This window comes from Streptomyces flavalbus, from assembly GCF_042674625.1.
GTDB classification, from domain to species: domain Bacteria; phylum Actinomycetota; class Actinomycetes; order Streptomycetales; family Streptomycetaceae; genus Streptomyces; species Streptomyces flavalbus.
The window spans coordinates 4,713,333-4,732,313 of record NZ_JBHTEB010000001.1; the positions used below are offsets into that span (position 1 = coordinate 4,713,333).

Sequence of the window (18,981 nt, forward strand, 5' to 3'; positions counted from 1 at the left end):
GTATGGTGATCTTCGTCGTGTCTCTGGGTGGCCCCGTTCGGGCAGGGGGTTCGGACTGGGGGGCCTTGACGAACCGCACGCAGCGCGCAATTCTCAGGACGCGTCGTCACAAGGATCCGAATCCGAGGCATGGATCGGCGACGAAGAGGGCAGTATCAACGTGCGTTGAGGGCAGGGCCTTGTCGCAGGTGTCGAGAACAACGAGGACAACGAGGGCCAACACGGGTGCCAAAGACCCGCACTGGACATCAGTGTGCCAAGTGGCTACACTGACCCTTTGCGCTGCCTGTTAGCTGTCCCCTGCCCGTCACCAGGGGTCTGCCCTCGCCTCAGCATCGATGACCAGTAAGTCCCCGACCTGGGATTTCTGTCTCCTGCGGCGGTGAGGGGCCGGTACGCGCGTAGTGAGTCCGAGCCCTCGGAAGGACCCCCTCTTGGCCGCCTCGCGCACTGCCTCCGCGAATACGAACAACGGCGCCAGCACCGCCCCGCTGCGCATCTCCTTTGCAAAGATCAAGGAGCCGCTTGAGGTTCCGAACCTTCTTGCGCTGCAAACCGAGAGCTTCGACTGGCTGCTCGGCAACGACGCGTGGAAGGCTCGTGTCGAGCGGGCTCTGGACAACGGTCAGGACGTCCCCACCAAGTCCGGGCTCGAGGAGATCTTCGAAGAGATCTCCCCGATCGAGGACTTCAGCGGGTCGATGTCGCTGACCTTCCGCGACCACCGTTTCGAGCCGCCGAAGAACTCGATCGACGAGTGCAAGGAGCGTGACTTCACCTACGCGGCTCCGCTCTTCGTCACCGCCGAGTTCACCAACAACGAGACCGGCGAGATCAAGTCCCAGACCGTCTTCATGGGCGACTTCCCGCTCATGACGAACAAGGGCACCTTCGTCATCAACGGCACCGAGCGTGTCGTGGTGTCGCAGCTCGTTCGTTCGCCGGGCGTGTACTTCGACTCCAGCATCGACAAGACGTCCGACAAGGACATCTTCTCCGCCAAGATCATCCCGTCCCGGGGTGCCTGGCTGGAGATGGAGATCGACAAGCGCGACATGGTCGGTGTCCGCATCGACCGCAAGCGCAAGCAGTCCGTGACCGTCCTGCTGAAGGCGCTCGGCTGGACCACCGAGCAGATCCTCGAGGAGTTCGGCGAGTACGAGTCCATGCGCGCCACCCTGGAGAAGGACCACACCCAGGGCCAGGACGACGCGCTGCTCGACATCTACCGCAAGCTGCGTCCGGGCGAGCCCCCCACGCGTGAGGCCGCGCAGACGCTGCTCGAGAACCTCTACTTCAACCCCAAGCGCTACGACCTCGCCAAGGTCGGCCGCTACAAGGTCAACAAGAAGCTGGGTACGGACACCCCGCTGGACGCGGGCATCCTGACCGTCGAGGACATCATCGCGACGATCAAGTACCTGGTGAAGCTGCACGCCGGTGAGACCGAGACCGTCGGTGACAACGGCGACAAGGTCGTCGTCGAGACCGACGACATCGACCACTTCGGCAACCGTCGTCTGCGCAGCGTCGGCGAGCTCATCCAGAACCAGGTCCGCACGGGTCTGGCGCGGATGGAGCGCGTCGTGCGCGAGCGCATGACGACCCAGGACGTCGAGGCGATCACGCCGCAGACGCTGATCAACATCCGGCCGGTCGTCGCCTCCATCAAGGAGTTCTTCGGCACCAGCCAGTTGTCGCAGTTCATGGACCAGAACAACCCGCTGTCGGGTCTCACCCACAAGCGCCGTCTGTCGGCGCTCGGTCCCGGTGGTCTCTCCCGTGAGCGGGCGGGCTTCGAGGTCCGTGACGTGCACCCGTCGCACTACGGCCGCATGTGCCCGATCGAGACCCCCGAAGGCCCGAACATCGGTCTGATCGGCTCGCTCGCCTCGTACGGCCGGGTCAACGCGTTCGGCTTCGTCGAGACGCCGTACCGCAAGGTCGTCGAGGGCCAGGTCACCGACGAGGTGGACTACCTGACCGCCGACGAGGAGGACCGCTTCGTCATCGCCCAGGCCAACGCGCCGCTCACCGAGGACATGCACTTCTCGGAGCGCGTGCTGGTGCGCCGCCGCGGCGGCGAGGTCGACTACGTCCCCGGTGACGAGGTCGACTACATGGACGTCTCGCCGCGCCAGATGGTGTCGGTCGCGACCGCCATGATCCCGTTCCTGGAGCACGACGACGCCAACCGCGCCCTCATGGGCGCGAACATGATGCGCCAGGCCGTTCCGCTCATCAAGGCGGAGTCGCCGCTGGTCGGCACCGGCATGGAGTACCGCTCCGCGGTCGACGCCGGTGACGTCGTCAAGGCGGAGAAGGCCGGTGTGGTCCAGGAGGTCTCCGCGGACTACATCACCACCGCCAACGACGACGGCACGTACATCACCTACCGGCTGGCCAAGTTCGCCCGCTCCAACCAGGGCACCTCGGTCAACCAGAAGGTCATCGTCAACGAGGGCGACCGCGTCATCGAGGGCCAGGTCCTCGCCGACGGCCCGGCCACCCAGAACGGCGAGATGGCGCTCGGCAAGAACCTGCTGGTCGCGTTCATGCCGTGGGAGGGTCACAACTACGAGGACGCGATCATCCTGTCGCAGCGCCTCGTGCAGGACGACGTCCTCTCCTCGATCCACATCGAGGAGCACGAGGTCGACGCCCGTGACACCAAGCTCGGCCCCGAGGAGATCACCCGGGACATCCCGAACGTCTCCGAGGAGGTCCTCGCCGACCTCGACGAGCGCGGCATCATCCGCATCGGCGCCGAGGTCATCGCCGGTGACATCCTCGTCGGCAAGGTCACGCCCAAGGGTGAGACCGAGCTGACCCCGGAGGAGCGCCTGCTGCGCGCGATCTTCGGTGAGAAGGCCCGTGAGGTCCGTGACACCTCGCTGAAGGTGCCGCACGGCGAGACCGGCAAGGTCATCGGCGTCCGCGTCTTCGACCGCGAGGAGGGCGACGAGCTTCCCCCCGGTGTCAACCAGCTCGTGCGCGTGTACGTGGCGCAGAAGCGCAAGATCACCGACGGTGACAAGCTCGCCGGCCGGCACGGCAACAAGGGCGTCATCTCGAAGATCCTGCCGATCGAGGACATGCCGTTCCTGGAGGACGGCACCCCGGTCGACATCATCCTCAACCCGCTCGGTGTGCCGTCCCGAATGAACCCGGGACAGGTCCTGGAGATCCACCTCGGCTGGCTCGCCAGCCAGGGCTGGGACGTCTCCGGCCTCGCCGACGAATGGGCGCAGCGCCTCCAGCAGATCGGCGCCGACGTGGTCGAGCCCCGGACGAACGTGGCGACGCCGGTCTTCGACGGCGCCCGTGAGGACGAGCTGACCGGTCTGCTGGAGAACACCCTGCCCAACCGCGACGGTGACCGCATGGTCCAGCCGTCCGGCAAGGCGCGGCTGTTCGACGGCCGCTCGGGTGAGCCGTTCCCGGACCCGATCTCGGTCGGCTACATGTACATCCTGAAGCTGCACCACCTGGTCGACGACAAGCTGCACGCCCGCTCGACCGGCCCGTACTCGATGATCACCCAGCAGCCGCTGGGTGGTAAGGCCCAGTTCGGTGGCCAGCGGTTCGGCGAGATGGAGGTGTGGGCGCTGGAGGCGTACGGCGCCGCCTACGCCCTCCAGGAGCTGCTGACCATCAAGTCCGACGACGTCACCGGCCGCGTGAAGGTCTACGAGGCCATCGTCAAGGGCGAGAACATCCCCGAGCCCGGCATCCCCGAGTCCTTCAAGGTGCTCATCAAGGAGATGCAGTCGCTCTGCCTGAACGTGGAGGTGCTGTCCAGCGACGGTATGTCCATCGAGATGCGCGACACCGACGAGGACGTCTTCCGCGCTGCGGAGGAGCTCGGCATCGACCTGTCCCGGCGCGAGCCGAGCAGCGTCGAAGAGGTCTGACGGGAGTTCCGGAGACCTCCACCCGGAGGTCTCCGGCCCCAGGACCCCCGTATCAGACCCAAAGACTCACGACCCTGAGAGGGATTGACGCATAGTGCTCGACGTCAACTTCTTCGACGAGCTCCGGATCGGCCTGGCCACCGCTGACGACATCCGTCAGTGGAGCCACGGCGAGGTCAAGAAGCCCGAGACCATCAACTACCGCACCCTCAAGCCGGAAAAGGACGGGCTCTTCTGCGAGAAGATCTTCGGTCCGACCCGGGACTGGGAGTGCTACTGCGGCAAGTACAAGCGCGTCCGCTTCAAGGGCATCATCTGCGAGCGCTGTGGCGTCGAGGTCACGCGTGCCAAGGTGCGCCGTGAGCGGATGGGCCACATCGAGCTGGCCGCCCCCGTCACGCACATCTGGTACTTCAAGGGCGTTCCCTCGCGCCTCGGATACCTGCTGGACCTCGCCCCGAAGGACCTGGAGAAGGTCATCTACTTCGCGGCGTACATGATCACGTTCGTCGACGAGGAGCGCCGCACCCGCGACCTGCCCTCGCTGGAGGCGCACGTCTCCGTCGAGCGCCAGCAGATCGAGCAGCGCCGCGACGCCGACCTGGAGGCCCGCGCCAAGAAGCTCGAGACCGACCTGGCCGAGCTGGAGGCCGAGGGTGCCAAGGCCGACGTGCGCCGCAAGGTGCGCGAGGGCGCCGAGCGTGAGATGAAGCAGCTCCGCGACCGCGCGCAGCGCGAGATCGACCGCCTCGACGAGGTGTGGAACCGGTTCAAGAACCTCAAGGTCCAGGACCTGGAGGGCGACGAGCTGCTCTACCGCGAGCTGCGCGACCGCTTCGGCACCTACTTCGACGGCTCGATGGGCGCCGCCGCGCTGCAGAAGCGGCTGGAGTCCTTCGACCTCGACGAGGAGGCCGAGAAGCTCCGCGAGATCATCCGCACCGGCAAGGGCCAGAAGAAGACCCGTGCGCTCAAGCGCCTGAAGGTCGTCTCCGCGTTCCTGCAGACCAGCAACAGCCCCAAGGGCATGGTGCTGGACTGCGTGCCGGTCATCCCGCCGGACCTGCGTCCGATGGTGCAGCTCGACGGTGGCCGCTTCGCGACCTCCGACCTGAACGACCTGTACCGCCGTGTCATCAACCGCAACAACCGCCTGAAGCGGCTTCTCGACCTCGGCGCGCCCGAGATCATCGTGAACAACGAGAAGCGGATGCTCCAGGAGGCCGTGGACGCGCTGTTCGACAACGGCCGTCGTGGCCGTCCGGTCACCGGTCCCGGCAACCGCCCGCTGAAGTCCCTCAGCGACATGCTGAAGGGCAAGCAGGGCCGCTTCCGGCAGAACCTGCTCGGCAAGCGCGTCGACTACTCGGCCCGTTCCGTGATCGTCGTCGGCCCGCAGCTCAAGCTGCACCAGTGCGGTCTGCCGAAGGCGATGGCGCTGGAGCTGTTCAAGCCGTTCGTGATGAAGCGGCTGGTCGACCTGAACCACGCGCAGAACATCAAGAGCGCCAAGCGCATGGTGGAGCGCGGCCGGACCGTGGTGTACGACGTCCTCGAAGAGGTCATCGCCGAGCACCCGGTGCTGCTGAACCGCGCCCCCACCCTGCACCGCCTCGGCATCCAGGCCTTCGAGCCGCAGCTCGTCGAGGGCAAGGCCATCCAGATCCACCCGCTCGTCTGCACCGCGTTCAACGCGGACTTCGACGGTGACCAGATGGCCGTGCACCTGCCGCTGTCCGCGGAGGCGCAGGCCGAGGCCCGCATCCTGATGCTGTCCTCGAACAACATCCTCAAGCCCGCCGACGGCCGTCCGGTGACGATGCCGACCCAGGACATGGTGCTGGGTCTGTACTTCCTGACGACCGACAGCGACGCCCGTGAGGTCAAGGGCGAGGGCCGGGCGTTCGCGTCCGTGGCCGAGGCGATCATGGCCTTCGACGCGGGCGAGCTGTCGCTCCAGTCGAAGATCGACGTCCGCTTCCCGGTCGGCACCATCCCGCCGCGCGGGTGGACCCCGCCGACGCGTGAGGAGGGCGAGCCGGAGTGGCAGCAGGGTGACAGCTTCACGCTGCGCACCACGCTGGGCCGCGCGCTCTTCAACGAGCTGCTGCCCGAGGACTACCCCTTCGTCGACTACGAGGTCGGCAAGAAGCAGCTCTCCCAGATCGTCAACGACCTGGCCGAGCGCTACCCGAAGGTCATCGTGGCGGCGACGCTCGACAACCTGAAGGCGGCGGGCTTCTTCTGGGCCACCCGTTCCGGCGTCACCGTGGCCTTCTCCGACATCGTCGGTCCGCCGGAGAAGCCGCAGATCCTGGAGCGGTACGAGGACCAGGCGCTGAAGATCCAGAAGCAGTTCGAGCGTGGTCTCGTCACCAAGGAAGAGCGCACGCAGGAACTGATCGTCATCTGGAACAAGGCGTCCAGCGAGGTCGCCGAGGCGATGCAGCGGAACTTCCCGCGCACCAACTCGATCTTCATCATGATCGAGTCCGGCGCGCGAGGAAACATGATGCAGCTCCGTCAGATCGCCGGTATGCGCGGTCTGGTGTCCAACGCCAAGAACGAGACCATCCCGCGGCCGATCAAGGCGTCGTACCGCGACGGTCTCACCGTGCTGGAGTACTTCATCGCCACGCACGGTGCCCGTAAGGGTCTGGCGGACACCGCCCTGCGTACCGCCGACTCCGGCTACCTCACCCGTCGTCTGGTCGACGTCTCGCAGGACGTCATCATCCGCGAGGAGGACTGCGGTACCGAGCGCGGTCTGCGGCTGTCGATCGCCGAGCGCAACGCCGAGGGCGTCCTCATCAAGGCGGACAACGTCGAGACGTCCGTGTACGCGCGCTGCCTCGCCGAGGACATCGTCGTCGACGGCAAGGTGCTGGCCCCGGCCGGTACCGACCTCGGTGACGTGCTCATCGACGAGCTGGTCAAGCACGGCGTCGAGGAGGTCAAGACCCGCTCGGTCCTGACCTGCGAGTCCGCCGTCGGCACCTGCGCCATGTGCTACGGCCGCTCGCTGGCCACCGGCAAGCTGGTCGACATCGGTGAGGCGGTCGGCATCATCGCCGCCCAGTCCATCGGTGAGCCCGGCACCCAGCTCACGATGCGTACCTTCCACACCGGTGGTGTGGCCGGTGACGACATCACCCAGGGTCTGCCGCGTGTCGTCGAGCTGTTCGAGGCCCGTACCCCGAAGGGTGTCGCCCCGATCTCCGAGGCCTCCGGCCGCGTCCGGATCGAGGAGACCGAGAAGACCAAGAAGATCGTCGTCACCCCGGACGACGGCAGCGACGAGACGGCGTACCCGATCTCGAAGCGCGCCCGTCTCCTGGTGTCCGAGGGCGAGCACGTCGAGGTGGGCCAGAAGCTCACCGTGGGTGCCACCAACCCGCACGACGTGCTGCGCATCCTGGGCCAGCGGGCCGTCCAGGTCCACCTGGTCGGCGAGGTCCAGAAGGTCTACAACTCGCAGGGTGTGTCGATCCACGACAAGCACATCGAGATCATCATCCGGCAGATGCTGCGCCGCGTGACGATCATCGAGTCCGGCGACGCCGAGCTGCTGCCCGGTGAGCTGGTCGAGCGCTCGAAGTTCGAGACCGAGAACCGTCGTGTGGTCCAGGAGGGCGGTCACCCGGCCTCCGGTCGTCCGCAGCTCATGGGTATCACCAAGGCCTCGCTGGCGACCGAGTCCTGGCTGTCGGCGGCGTCCTTCCAGGAGACGACGCGAGTCCTCACGGACGCGGCGATCAACGCCAAGTCCGACTCGCTCATCGGCCTCAAGGAGAACGTCATCATCGGTAAGCTCATCCCGGCCGGTACGGGTCTGTCCCGCTACCGCAACATCCGGGTGGAGCCGACCGAGGAGGCCAAGGCCGCGATGTACTCGGCCGTCGGCTACGACGACATCGACTACTCGCCGTTCGGCACGGGCTCCGGCCAGGCCGTGCCGCTGGAGGACTACGACTACGGTCCGTACAACCAGTAGGCAAGTCGTTTCGAAGGGCGGTCACCTCGTCAGGGGTGGCCGCCCTTCGGCGTATCCGGAACCGATCCGGAGCAATGGGCGTTGAAGGGGGCAAGGGGTCGCAATCGGCTGGGAGGCGCCCATGTCCGAACCGTCGCCGTGGCGGCAGTGGCAGCCGCAGAGCGGTCATGCGTCGATGCTCGCCTCGCACGCCGACCGTGAGCGGGCCGTGGACGTGCTCAGAGCGGGGTACGGCGAGGGGAGGCTGCTGGAGGACGAGCTGGAGAAGCGGGTGGCGCGGGCCTACCAGGCCCGTACGGTGGGGGAGCTGGCCCTGCTGGTCGCCGACCTGCCGCAGGGGCCCATGCCGTTCGCCGGGCCCGTGCAGCAGCCCGTGCCGCGGACCTTCCTGCCCGCACCGCAGCCGCCGGTCAACGGCAAGGCCGTCGGCGCCATGGTCTGCGGGGTGCTCACGGTGGTGACGCTCGGCGCCACCGGTATCCCCGCGGTGATCCTCGGGCACACGGCCCGCAGCGAGATGCGGCGCACCGGTGAAGGCGGCGAGGGGTTCGCGATGACGGGGCTGGTGCTCGGCTGGCTGTCGGTGGCGGGCTGGGCGCTGATGCTGACGCTGGTTTTCGTGGCGGCGCTGGCCTCGGGCGGCTGACCTGGGCAAACGCCGGGCGCGAGGAAGGGCGTACCAGGGATTCGAAGATCATCCGAGGGGCTGGGCTTTGGCATGATTCGTGCGGCTCGGGTGGGCCCGCCCATTTGTTTTGACCACAGCGAATGAGGTAGGTACGCTCAGACCTTGTGCCTGGGGTGTGCCCTGGCCCTCGTGCGTGCCTTCACACCGCACTGCGGGGCCGTGAGCGGCCACCGAAATCGCGCTTCTTCCCGCCTGGCGGCGGAGGTCCGCGGGATTCGACACACCCGACCGCGTGGGTCGGAGACGTTCCAGGTTAGCTGTACCCATCGGCACACAGAAACCGGAGAAGTAGTGCCTACGATCCAGCAGCTGGTCCGCAAGGGCCGGCAGGACAAGGTCGAGAAGAACAAGACGCCCGCACTCGAGGGTTCCCCTCAGCGTCGCGGCGTCTGCACGCGTGTGTTCACGACCACCCCGAAGAAGCCGAACTCGGCCCTGCGTAAGGTCGCGCGTGTGCGTCTGACCAGCGGGATCGAGGTCACCGCTTACATTCCGGGTGAGGGACACAACCTGCAGGAGCACTCCATCGTGCTCGTGCGTGGTGGCCGTGTGAAGGACCTGCCGGGTGTTCGCTACAAGATCATCCGCGGCTCGCTCGACACCCAGGGTGTCAAGAACCGCAAGCAGGCCCGCAGCCGCTACGGCGCCAAGAAGGAGAAGTAAGAATGCCTCGTAAGGGCCCCGCCCCGAAGCGCCCGGTCATCATCGACCCGGTCTACGGCTCCCCTCTGGTGACCTCCCTGATCAACAAGGTGCTGCTGAACGGCAAGCGCTCCACCGCCGAGCGCATCGTCTACGGCGCCATGGAGGGCCTGCGCGAGAAGACCGGCAACGACCCGGTCATCACGCTGAAGCGCGCTCTGGAGAACATCAAGCCGACCCTTGAGGTCAAGTCCCGCCGTGTCGGTGGCGCCACCTACCAGGTGCCGGTCGAGGTCAAGCCCGGCCGCGCCAACACCCTGGCGCTGCGCTGGCTGGTCGGTTACTCCCGCGCCCGTCGCGAGAAGACCATGACCGAGCGTCTGCTCAACGAGCTTCTCGACGCTTCGAACGGCCTCGGTGCGGCCGTCAAGAAGCGCGAGGACACGCACAAGATGGCCGAGTCCAACAAGGCCTTCGCGCACTACCGCTGGTAGTCGCTACCCACATCGAGACCGAGAGAAGACTGAAGCCTTATGGCTACCACTTCGCTTGACCTGGCCAGGGTGCGCAACATCGGCATCATGGCCCACATCGACGCGGGCAAGACGACCACCACCGAGCGGATCCTGTTCTACACCGGCGTTTCCTACAAGATCGGTGAGGTCCACGACGGCGCTGCCACCATGGACTGGATGGAGCAGGAGCAGGAGCGTGGCATCACGATCACCTCTGCTGCCACCACCTGCCACTGGCCGCTGGAAGACGTCGACCACACCATCAACATCATCGACACGCCGGGCCACGTCGACTTCACCGTCGAGGTGGAGCGTTCGCTGCGCGTGCTCGACGGTGCCGTGACGGTGTTCGACGGCGTCGCCGGCGTCGAGCCCCAGTCCGAGACGGTGTGGCGTCAGGCGGACCGCTACGGCGTTCCGCGTATCTGCTTCGTCAACAAGCTCGACCGCACCGGTGCCGAGTTCCACCGCTGCGTCGACATGATCTCCGACCGTCTGGGCGCGCAGCCGCTGGTCATGCAGCTGCCGATCGGCGCGGAGGCCGACTTCAAGGGCGTCATCGACCTCGTGACGATGAAGGCCCTGGTCTGGTCCGCGGAGGCCACCAAGGGCGAGATGTACGACGTCGTCGACATCCCGGACACCCACCTGGAGGCCGCCGAGGAGTACCGCGGCAAGCTCCTGGAGGCCGTGGCCGAGAACGACGAGGAGCTGATGGAGCTGTACCTGGAGGGCGAGGAGCCCTCCGTGGAGCAGCTGTACGCGGCGATCCGCCGTATCACCATCGCCTCCGGCAAGGGCGGCGGCACCACCGTCACCCCCGTGTTCTGCGGCACCGCCTTCAAGAACAAGGGCGTCCAGCCCCTGCTCGACGCGGTCGTGCGCTACCTGCCCTCCCCCCTGGACGTCGAGGCCATCGAGGGCCACGACGTGAAGGACCCGGAGAAGGTCATCGCGCGCAAGCCGTCCGACGACGAGCCGCTCGCGGCGCTGGCGTTCAAGATCATGAGCGACCCGCACCTCGGCAAGCTCACCTTCGTCCGCGTGTACTCCGGCCGCCTGGAGTCCGGCACCGCCGTACTGAACTCCGTCAAGGGCCGCAAGGAGCGCATCGGCAAGATCTACCGTATGCACGCCAACAAGCGTGAGGAGATCGAGTCGGTGGGCGCCGGTGACATCGTCGCCGTCATGGGTCTGAAGCAGACCACGACCGGTGAGACGCTGGCCGACGAGAAGAACCCGGTGATCCTGGAGTCCATGGACTTCCCGGCGCCGGTCATCGAGGTCGCCATCGAGCCGAAGTCGAAGGGCGACCAGGAGAAGCTGGGTGTCGCCATCCAGCGGCTCGCGGAGGAGGACCCCTCCTTCCAGGTGCACACCAACGAGGAGACCGGCCAGACCGTCATCGGCGGTATGGGCGAGCTTCACCTCGAGGTGCTCGTCGACCGCATGAAGCGCGAGTTCAAGGTCGAGGCCAACGTCGGCAAGCCGCAGGTCGCGTACCGCGAGACCATCCGCAAGTCGGTCGAGAAGGTCGAGTTCACCCACAAGAAGCAGACGGGTGGCACCGGCCAGTTCGCGCGCGTCATCATCGCGATCGAGCCGATCGAGGGCGGCGACGCCTCGTACGAGTTCATCAACAAGGTCACCGGTGGACGTATCCCCAAGGAGTACATCCCCTCGGTCGACGCCGGTGCGCAGGAGGCCATGCAGTTCGGCATCCTCGCCGGTTACGAGATGACCGGTGTCCGTGTGACGCTGCTCGACGGTGCCTACCACGAGGTGGACTCCTCCGAGCTGGCGTTCAAGATCGCCGGTTCGCAGGCCTTCAAGGAGGCCGCGCGCAAGGCGTCCCCCGTGCTCCTGGAGCCGATGATGGCCGTCGAGGTCACCACGCCCGAGGACTACATGGGTGACGTCATCGGCGACATCAACTCCCGCCGTGGCCAGATCCAGGCCATGGAGGAGCGGGCGGGTGCCCGCGTCGTCAAGGGCCTCGTGCCCCTGTCGGAGATGTTCGGCTACGTCGGCGACCTCCGCAGCAAGACGTCGGGTCGCGCGAGCTACTCGATGCAGTTCGACTCCTACGCCGAGGTTCCGCGGAACGTCGCCGAGGAGATCATCGCGAAGGCCAAGGGCGAGTAACGGACCTCGTCCGAACGCCGTAGGCTTGACTCCGGTGCCTCCCGGGCCATTCCTCCGCATTGCTGGCGGAATGGCCCGAGGCCCGGGACCTAACAGCAAAGATCACCTGGCGCCGATGAAGTAAGGCGTACAGAACCACTCCACAGGAGGACCCCAGTGGCGAAGGCGAAGTTCGAGCGGACTAAGCCGCACGTCAACATCGGCACCATCGGTCACATCGACCACGGTAAGACGACCCTCACGGCCGCCATTACCAAGGTGCTGCACGACGCGTACCCGGACCTGAACGAGGCCACCCCGTTCGACAACATCGACAAGGCGCCCGAGGAGCGCCAGCGCGGTATCACCATCTCCATCGCGCACGTCGAGTACCAGACCGAGGCGCGTCACTACGCCCACGTCGACTGCCCGGGTCACGCGGACTACATCAAGAACATGATCACCGGTGCCGCCCAGATGGACGGCGCCATCCTGGTGGTCGCCGCCACCGACGGCCCGATGCCGCAGACCAAGGAGCACGTGCTCCTGGCCCGCCAGGTCGGCGTCCCGTACATCGTCGTCGCCCTGAACAAGGCCGACATGGTGGACGACGAGGAGATCATGGAGCTCGTCGAGCTCGAGGTCCGTGAGCTGCTCTCCGAGTACGAGTTCCCGGGCGACGACCTGCCGGTCGTCCGCGTCTCCGCGCTCAAGGCCCTCGAGGGCGAGCAGGAGTGGGTCGACTCCGTCCTCAACCTGATGAAGGCTGTCGACGAGTCCGTCCCGCAGCCCGAGCGTGACGTCGACAAGCCGTTCCTCATGCCCATCGAGGACGTCTTCACGATCACCGGTCGCGGTACGGTCGTCACCGGCCGTATCGAGCGTGGTGTCCTGAAGGTCAACGAGACCGTCGACATCATCGGCATCAAGACCGAGAAGACCACCACCACGGTCACCGGTATCGAGATGTTCCGCAAGCTGCTCGACGAGGGCCAGGCCGGTGAGAACGTCGGTCTGCTGCTCCGCGGCATCAAGCGCGAGGACGTCGAGCGCGGCCAGTGCATCATCAAGCCGGGCTCTGTCACCCCGCACACCGAGTTCGAGGCCCAGGCCTACATCCTGTCGAAGGACGAGGGTGGCCGCCACACCCCGTTCTTCAACAACTACCGCCCGCAGTTCTACTTCCGTACGACTGACGTGACCGGTGTCGTGCACCTCCCCGAGGGCACCGAGATGGTCATGCCGGGCGACAACACCGAGATGCGCGTCGAGCTGATCCAGCCCGTCGCCATGGAGGAGGGCCTGAAGTTCGCCATCCGTGAGGGTGGCCGGACCGTGGGCGCCGGCCAGGTCACCAAGATCGTCAAGTAAGTACCACTTGCTTGAGGGTCGTCTGACCTGAGTGCTCGAAAGGGCCCGTACGACTTCGGTCGTACGGGCCCTTTTGCCATGGGGGCAGGACCTTCGGCCCCGGGCACCGGGCGGTCACGCTCGCCGAGAGTGGGAGCGTGACGCCACCGATACACCTCAGGCGCGGCCTTGGTGCCGCGCTGCTCCTGCTGCTCGCCGCCCTGTTCACCCTGTTTCCCTCCGCCTCCCCGGCGGTGGCGAGCCCCGCCGGGGAGCAGCCGGTCACCCTCACCCTCTTCTGGGGCCAGACCTGCCCCAAGTGCAAGGCCGAGCGCGCCTTCCTGGAGGACTTCGGCGCGGACCACCCGCGGTTGGAGGTCGTCCAGTACGAGGTCTGGAACAACACGGGCAACCGCGGCCTGTTCAAGGAGTACGCCGACCGGCACGGCATCAAGGCCACCGCGGTCCCCGCCACCTTCGTCGGTGAACGGGCCTGGGTCGGCTGGACCGACGCCATCGAGGACGACCTGCGCGAGGTCCTGGAGGGCGCGCTGCGCGGCGAGCCCGTCCCCGCGGGCGTGTACGGCACCGGCGGGTCGTCGTCGACGTGCGACATCACCGAGAAGTGCGAGGTCCAGAAGGAGAGCAACAAGGTCGACGTACCGCTCGTCGGGAGCGTGGAACTCGCCGACCAGTCACTGGTCGTCTCCACCCTGGTGATCGGCTTCGTCGACGGCATCAACCCCTGCTCGCTGTGGGCGATCTCCATCCTGCTGGCGATCGTGCTGCGCACCGGCAGCCGCCGCCGGGTGCTCGCGGTGGGCACGGTGTTCCTGCTGGTCACCGCGGGGATGTACGCCGTCTACATGGCCGGGATCTACAGCGCGCTGAGCGTCGTGGGCTTCCTCGACGCCATCCAGGTCGGCATCGCGGTCCTCGCCGGGGTCTTCGGGCTGCTGAGCGTCAAGGACTACTTCTGGTTCCGCAAGGGCGCCACCCTGTCCATCCCGGAGGCCCGCAAGCCCGCCCTCTACAAGCGGATGCGGTCCATCGCCCTGCACCGTTCGCTGCTGCCCGCGCTCGCGGCGACGACCGCGCTGGCGGTGGCGGTGTCGCTGCTGGAGACGCCGTGCACGGCCGGGTTCCCGGTGATGTGGACGGGGATGCTCGCGGCGCGGGACGTGCCGTTCGCGGAGGCGGCCGGGCTGTACGCGCTCTACATGATCCCGTTCCTCATCGACGAGTTCCTGGTGTTCTGCGCGGCCGTGGTGACGATGCGGGCGGCGAAGCTCCAGGAGAAGCACGGACGGCTGCTGAAGCTGCTGAGCGGCACGGTGATGCTGGCGCTGGCCGGGGTGATGGTGACGGCGCCGGAGGTCATGGAGGACGTGGTCGGCGCGACGGTGGTGTTCCTCGGGGCGCTGCTGGTGGCGGTGGCGGTGCACCTGGTGACGCGGGGCTGGATCGCCCGCAAGGGGGCCGACCTCGGCACCACCTGAGTGCGCGGAAGAGGGGCCCGTACGACGTCAGGTGTCGTACGGGCCCCTTCCACCCCCCTGGGTGGTCGTTACGCGCGCTGCCAGAGCGCGGGGACGTTCGGGGGCTCCCAGCCGGGCTGCGCCTGGTGGCCCTGGAGGCAGCGGTAGGTGGCGCCGCCGTAGGTCACCGTGTCGCCGGGCTGGTAGACGGTCCCGACCGCCCAGGTGCCGCCGGGCTCACCGGGGTCGCCGGGGTCGCCGCCCCCGGTGGTGGTCTTCAGGGTGAGGCCGTACCCCTGGAGCAGGGGGTTGATCGGCTGGAAGTACGTCGTCCCGCCGGAGGAGCAGTTGCCCGAGCCGCCCGAGGTCACGCCCTGGGCCTGGCTGCCGGAGATGTAGGAGCCGCCGGAGTCGCCGGGCTCGGCGCACACCGAGGTGCGGGTGACGCCGGTGATGGTGCCCTCGGGGTAGGTGACGCTGGTGTTGAGCTGCTGGATGGTGCCGCAGTGCCAGCCGGTCGTGGAGCCGGAGCGGCACACCGAGGAGCCGACGGGCGCCTGCGTGGACCCGGCGACCTGCACGTTCTGCCCGCCCGAGCCCTTGACGTACGGGGTGGCGGTCCAGTTGGAGTTGGTGGCCACCCACGCGGTGTCCCGGCCGGGGAAGGTGGACGCCTGGAAGGTGCCCTGCGCGACCTGGTTGTAGCCGCTGGTGCTGGCCCCGGCCCGGCCGCAGTGCCCGGCGGTGGCGTAGCCCTGCTGGGTGCCGCGGGTGACGGGGAAGCCGATGGAGCACCGGCCGCTGCCGTTGATGTAGTACGCCTCACCGCCGCGCAGGTCGTACAGCGGGCGGACCCGCTCGACCGACTTGGTGACCCGGGCGAGGGAGGCGTCGACGCCCGCGGCGCGCAGCAGGTCGCGGGCGGCGTCGGCGCGTTCCGCCCGCACGACGAGGGAGTTGCCGCGGACGTCGACGTACCAGACCGGGGTGGCGGAGGTGTCGCGCCCGCTGGTGGCCACCCGGTCGAGGCGGGCCTTCGCGGCGTCGAGGGCGCTCAGGGAGTGCCGTACGACGGTGGCGCGGGCGCCCTGCCGGGCGATGGCCGCGGTGTCGGCGGGGTCGGTGGTGGCGACGGTGAGGGTGCCGGAGTCGGTGCCGCTGACCCAGGCGCCCGCGTAGTCGGCGCCGAGGGCGACGCGCAGCCGTCCCGCGGTGGCGCCCGCGTCGGCCTCGTTGGCGAGGCGGTGGCGGGCCTGGTCGGCGGTGAGGCCGAGGTCGCGCTGCATGGCGCGCAGCAGGGCGGGCGGGGCCTGGTCGGTGCGGAGGGTCTCGGCGGCGGTGGGGGCGGTGGGGGCGGTGGGGGCGGTGCCCGCGCTGGCGGAGCCGCCGGTCAGGCCGGTGAGCAGGAGCGCGCCGGTGGCCGCGGCGGCGGCGCAGACGGCTCTGGTGTGACGTGAACGTGGGGGCATGGGGAGGTTCTCTCCTAGGTTTCGGCTCCGTGGGTCGTGTGGTGTGGTGCCGGGGAGGTACGGAGGTGCCGAAACCGTAGGGAGCGTGCGCGCCGGGGCGTAAGGAATCAGTTGGCCCCCTGCACGGCGTTATGGGCGCGATGTGGCCAGCGTCGGGTGGGCGGCGCGGGCCTGGGCGAGGACCTGGGCGGCGGTGTCGGGGTGCTGGGTCGCCGGGTGCCAGCCGAGCAGGTGCCGCCAGGTCAGCGGCGTACCGGCGAGCGGGCGGACGGTGATGCCGGGGGTGCTGGGGAAGGTGGCCCGGCACAGGCCGACCGCCCGGCCGACCTGGGCGAGGTGCACGCAGGACGCGGTGTCCGTCTCGTACAGGCGCCGTGGGGTGAACCCGGCGCGGGCGCAGGCGGCGGTGAAGCAGTCGGCGAAGCAACTGTCGCCGGGGACGCAGGCCCACTCCTGCCCGGCGAGTTCGGCCAGCTCGATCGGGTCGGTGTGCGCGAGCGGATGGTCGTCCGCGAGCATCACACACACCGGGTCGACGGCGATTTCCCGCCAGGTGAGCCGGTCGGGGCCGGGCGGGGGAGCGGAGCCGCAGGTGCCGGTGAGGGCGTAGTCGAGGCGCCCTTCCGCGAGCAGGTCGGCCAGTTCGCGCTCGGACCAGGAGGTGCGGGTGGTGACGTCGATGCCGGGGGCGGCCTGGGCGAGGCGGTCGAGGAGGGCGCCGAGGAGGGGGCCGTGGGTGCCGCCGATGCGCAGCCGCGGGGTGTGCCGGGGCGCGTGGGCGAACCGGGTCGCCTCCTGTTGCAGCTCGGCGACGGCGGGCAGCAGCACCCGGGCGTGGTCGAGGACGAGTTCACCGAGGGCGGTGGCGCGCACTCCGTGTCGGTGGCGTTCGAAGAGAGGGCCGCCGAGGGCGCGTTCGATGCGCTTGAGCTGCGCGCTCAGCGCGGGCTGTGCGAGGCCGAGCGCCGTCGCGGCCCGAGTGAGGCTGCCTGCGTCGGCGATGGCGCGGACGGTTCTGAGATGCCGCAACTCCAGCTCCATGAAGGGAGCTTGGGCCGTCCGCCGGGGCGAGGCAAGACTTTGGTCCGGACCAGTGGTGACGGCGGTGTGGAGGAACGCTCCCCCTCCGTGTGAATCCGCGTGTTCCCGGGCGCCGGGCGGGGCGCGTACCCCCTAGCGTGCTGTGGGTGTTTCGTGGATCGTCGATGGTTTCCGGGGGCGTCGCGCTGGCCGACCGCCCCGCCGCCTCCCACCGCCCACGGGTCGTGCCCGCCGCGCGGGGGCGGCCCCGGCTCCACCTGATCGACGGCATCCGGCTGGCGGCGGCGCTGATGGTGGTCCTGCACCACTACGTCGGCACCAGACGGACCAACGAGCCGGGCAACCCGATCTGGGACCGCCCGGTGTCGGAGATCGTCCCGAACTGGTTCCGGGTGGCGTCCTTCGGCTGGATCGGCGTGGAGATCTTCTTCGTCATCAGCGGCTTCGTGATCTGCATGTCGTGCTGGGGCCGCACGCCGAGGCAGTTCTTCGTCTCCCGGGTGATCCGCCTCTACCCGGCGTACTGGTTCGCGGTGCTGTTCACCACCGGGGTGGTGGCGCTGCTGCCGGGAGTATGGCCCCGCCTGCCGGTGCGGGAGGTGCTGCTGAACCTGACGATGCTCCAGCAGGGCTCGGGCGTCCCGCACGTGGACCTCGTCTACTGGACCCTCTGGTCGGAACTCCGCTTCTACCTCCTCTTCCTGGTGGTCGTGGCGATGGGTCTCACCTACCGCAGGGTGGTGGTGTTCTGCTGTGTCTGGGGCGCGGTGGCGATGCTCGCCCCGGTGGCCGACTTCCCGCTCCTGGTGCTGGTGGCGAACCCGTCCGGCGCGTGGTTCTTCATCGCCGGGCTCGCCCTGTACCTGATGTACCGCTTCGGCCAGGACCTGCTGCTGTGGGGCATCCTCGGCATGGCCTACCTCATGGGGCAGCTGGAACTGGGCGAGCGGGTGGCGTACGAGCAGGTCAGCAGTTGGCGCGGGGCGGTACTGATCTACTCCGCCTTCCTGCTGCTCATGGTGGCGGTCGCGCTGGGCTACACCGACCGGGTACGGGCGCGCTGGCTGGTGACGGCGGGCGCGCTGACGTACCCGCTGTACCTGCTGCACTACGTCGCCGGTACGTCACTGATCGCGCGGTTGCGTGACGTGCTGGACGCACGGTTGCTGGTCGCGGCGCTGGTCGCCGGTTTCCTAGGGCTGAGCTGGGCGGTGCACCGGTGGGTGGAACGGCCGGTGGGGCGGGCGGTGAAGCGGGGGTTGGACGCGGCGGTGGAGCGGGGGCGGGGGGTTTGAGGGTGGTGGCGTTCACCGTGAGGTGACGCGCAGTTCCGCCCACACCGTCTTCCGGGGGAAGCGGCCCTCCGACACGCCCCAGCGGTCCGAGAGGGCCTCCACGAGGAGCAGGCCGCGGCCCGACTCCGCGTCAGGGGGTGTCTGGCGGGGCTGGGGGAGGTGGTTACCGCGGGTGTCGGTGACCTCGATGCGGAGGACGTTCCCGATCACGTACAGCGTGAGCCGGAAGTCCCGACCTCGTACCCGGCCGTGCGTCGCCGCGTTCGCCGACAGCTCCGCGATCAGTTGCCGTGCCGGGTCCAACGGCAGGCTCCAGGCGCGGAGTTGCTCCACCGCGAGCAGCCTGGCCAGGCGGGCGCCGCGGGGTGTGGAGGAGAGCTGCACGCTGAAGTTGCGGACGGGCGTCAGGGAGTGGGCGATTTCCTGGTTCACATCACTCAGCGTGGCGGTGGGTGCGTACTGTGGGAAGTG

The 18,981-nt window shown here is 68.3% G+C and carries 12 protein-coding genes; 9 read left to right on the top strand and 3 right to left on the bottom strand.

Annotated features, from left to right (window positions below):
* The first annotated feature begins 434 nt into the window (after nt 1-434).
* From rpoB to ACFQZ6_RS21365, 8 genes are all read left to right on the top strand, one after another.
* A complete protein-coding gene (gene rpoB, locus ACFQZ6_RS21330) occupies nt 435-3,914 on the top strand; it encodes a DNA-directed RNA polymerase subunit beta (protein WP_381611485.1) in 3,480 nt (1,159 codons plus the stop codon).
* Between the two features lie 94 nt (nt 3,915-4,008).
* Nucleotides 4,009-7,908: a DNA-directed RNA polymerase subunit beta' gene (locus ACFQZ6_RS21335; RefSeq protein ID WP_381611487.1), complete on the top strand. Its 3,900-nt coding sequence runs from the start codon at nt 4,009-4,011 to the stop codon at nt 7,906-7,908.
* A gap of 121 nt (nt 7,909-8,029) precedes the next feature.
* The gene (locus ACFQZ6_RS21340; protein ID WP_381611489.1) at nt 8,030-8,554 is read left to right on the top strand and encodes a DUF1707 and DUF4190 domain-containing protein; all 525 of its coding nucleotides are present in this window, start codon (nt 8,030-8,032) and stop codon (nt 8,552-8,554) included.
* Between the two features lie 333 nt (nt 8,555-8,887).
* Nucleotides 8,888-9,259 carry a 30S ribosomal protein S12 gene (gene rpsL, locus ACFQZ6_RS21345; protein ID WP_003948652.1) on the top strand — a complete coding sequence of 124 codons (372 nt, stop codon included), beginning with the start codon at nt 8,888-8,890 and terminating at the stop codon, nt 9,257-9,259.
* A 2-nt stretch (nt 9,260-9,261) separates the two neighbouring features.
* A complete protein-coding gene (rpsG, locus tag ACFQZ6_RS21350; RefSeq protein WP_003998848.1) occupies nt 9,262-9,732 on the top strand; it encodes a 30S ribosomal protein S7 in 471 nt (156 codons plus the stop codon).
* Between the two features lie 39 nt (nt 9,733-9,771).
* Nucleotides 9,772-11,898, top strand: a complete 2,127-nt coding sequence (gene fusA / locus ACFQZ6_RS21355) for an elongation factor G (RefSeq protein ID WP_381611491.1) — start codon at nt 9,772-9,774, stop codon at nt 11,896-11,898.
* A gap of 156 nt (nt 11,899-12,054) precedes the next feature.
* Nucleotides 12,055-13,248 carry an elongation factor Tu gene (gene tuf / locus ACFQZ6_RS21360; RefSeq protein ID WP_381611493.1) on the top strand — a complete coding sequence of 398 codons (1,194 nt, stop codon included), beginning with the start codon at nt 12,055-12,057 and terminating at the stop codon, nt 13,246-13,248.
* A 137-nt stretch (nt 13,249-13,385) separates the two neighbouring features.
* The gene (locus ACFQZ6_RS21365) at nt 13,386-14,726 is read left to right on the top strand and encodes a hypothetical protein (protein WP_381611495.1); all 1,341 of its coding nucleotides are present in this window, start codon (nt 13,386-13,388) and stop codon (nt 14,724-14,726) included.
* 68 nt (nt 14,727-14,794) lie between these two features.
* On the opposite strand, the gene ACFQZ6_RS21370 is transcribed toward ACFQZ6_RS21365, so the two are convergent.
* Both ACFQZ6_RS21370 and ACFQZ6_RS21375 read right to left on the bottom strand, forming a co-directional pair.
* Nucleotides 14,795-16,174: a carbohydrate-binding protein gene (locus ACFQZ6_RS21370; protein ID WP_381611497.1), complete on the bottom strand. Its 1,380-nt coding sequence runs from the start codon at nt 16,172-16,174 to the stop codon at nt 14,795-14,797.
* 129 nt (nt 16,175-16,303) lie between these two features.
* Nucleotides 16,304-17,215, bottom strand: a complete 912-nt coding sequence (locus ACFQZ6_RS21375) for a LysR family transcriptional regulator (protein WP_381611499.1) — start codon at nt 17,213-17,215, stop codon at nt 16,304-16,306.
* A gap of 164 nt (nt 17,216-17,379) precedes the next feature.
* Here ACFQZ6_RS21375 and ACFQZ6_RS21380 point away from each other — a divergent pair, with 164 nt between their 5' ends.
* On the top strand, nt 17,380-18,510 hold the full coding sequence (locus ACFQZ6_RS21380) for an acyltransferase family protein (RefSeq protein ID WP_381611500.1): 1,131 nt from the start codon (nt 17,380-17,382) through the stop codon (nt 18,508-18,510).
* A 12-nt stretch (nt 18,511-18,522) separates the two neighbouring features.
* Here ACFQZ6_RS21380 and ACFQZ6_RS21385 read toward each other — a convergent pair whose 3' ends face one another.
* Complete coding sequence (locus ACFQZ6_RS21385) at nt 18,523-18,942, bottom strand: ATP-binding protein (RefSeq protein ID WP_381611502.1); 420 nt, start codon at nt 18,940-18,942, stop codon at nt 18,523-18,525.
* Nucleotides 18,943-18,981: the final 39 nt, after the last annotated feature.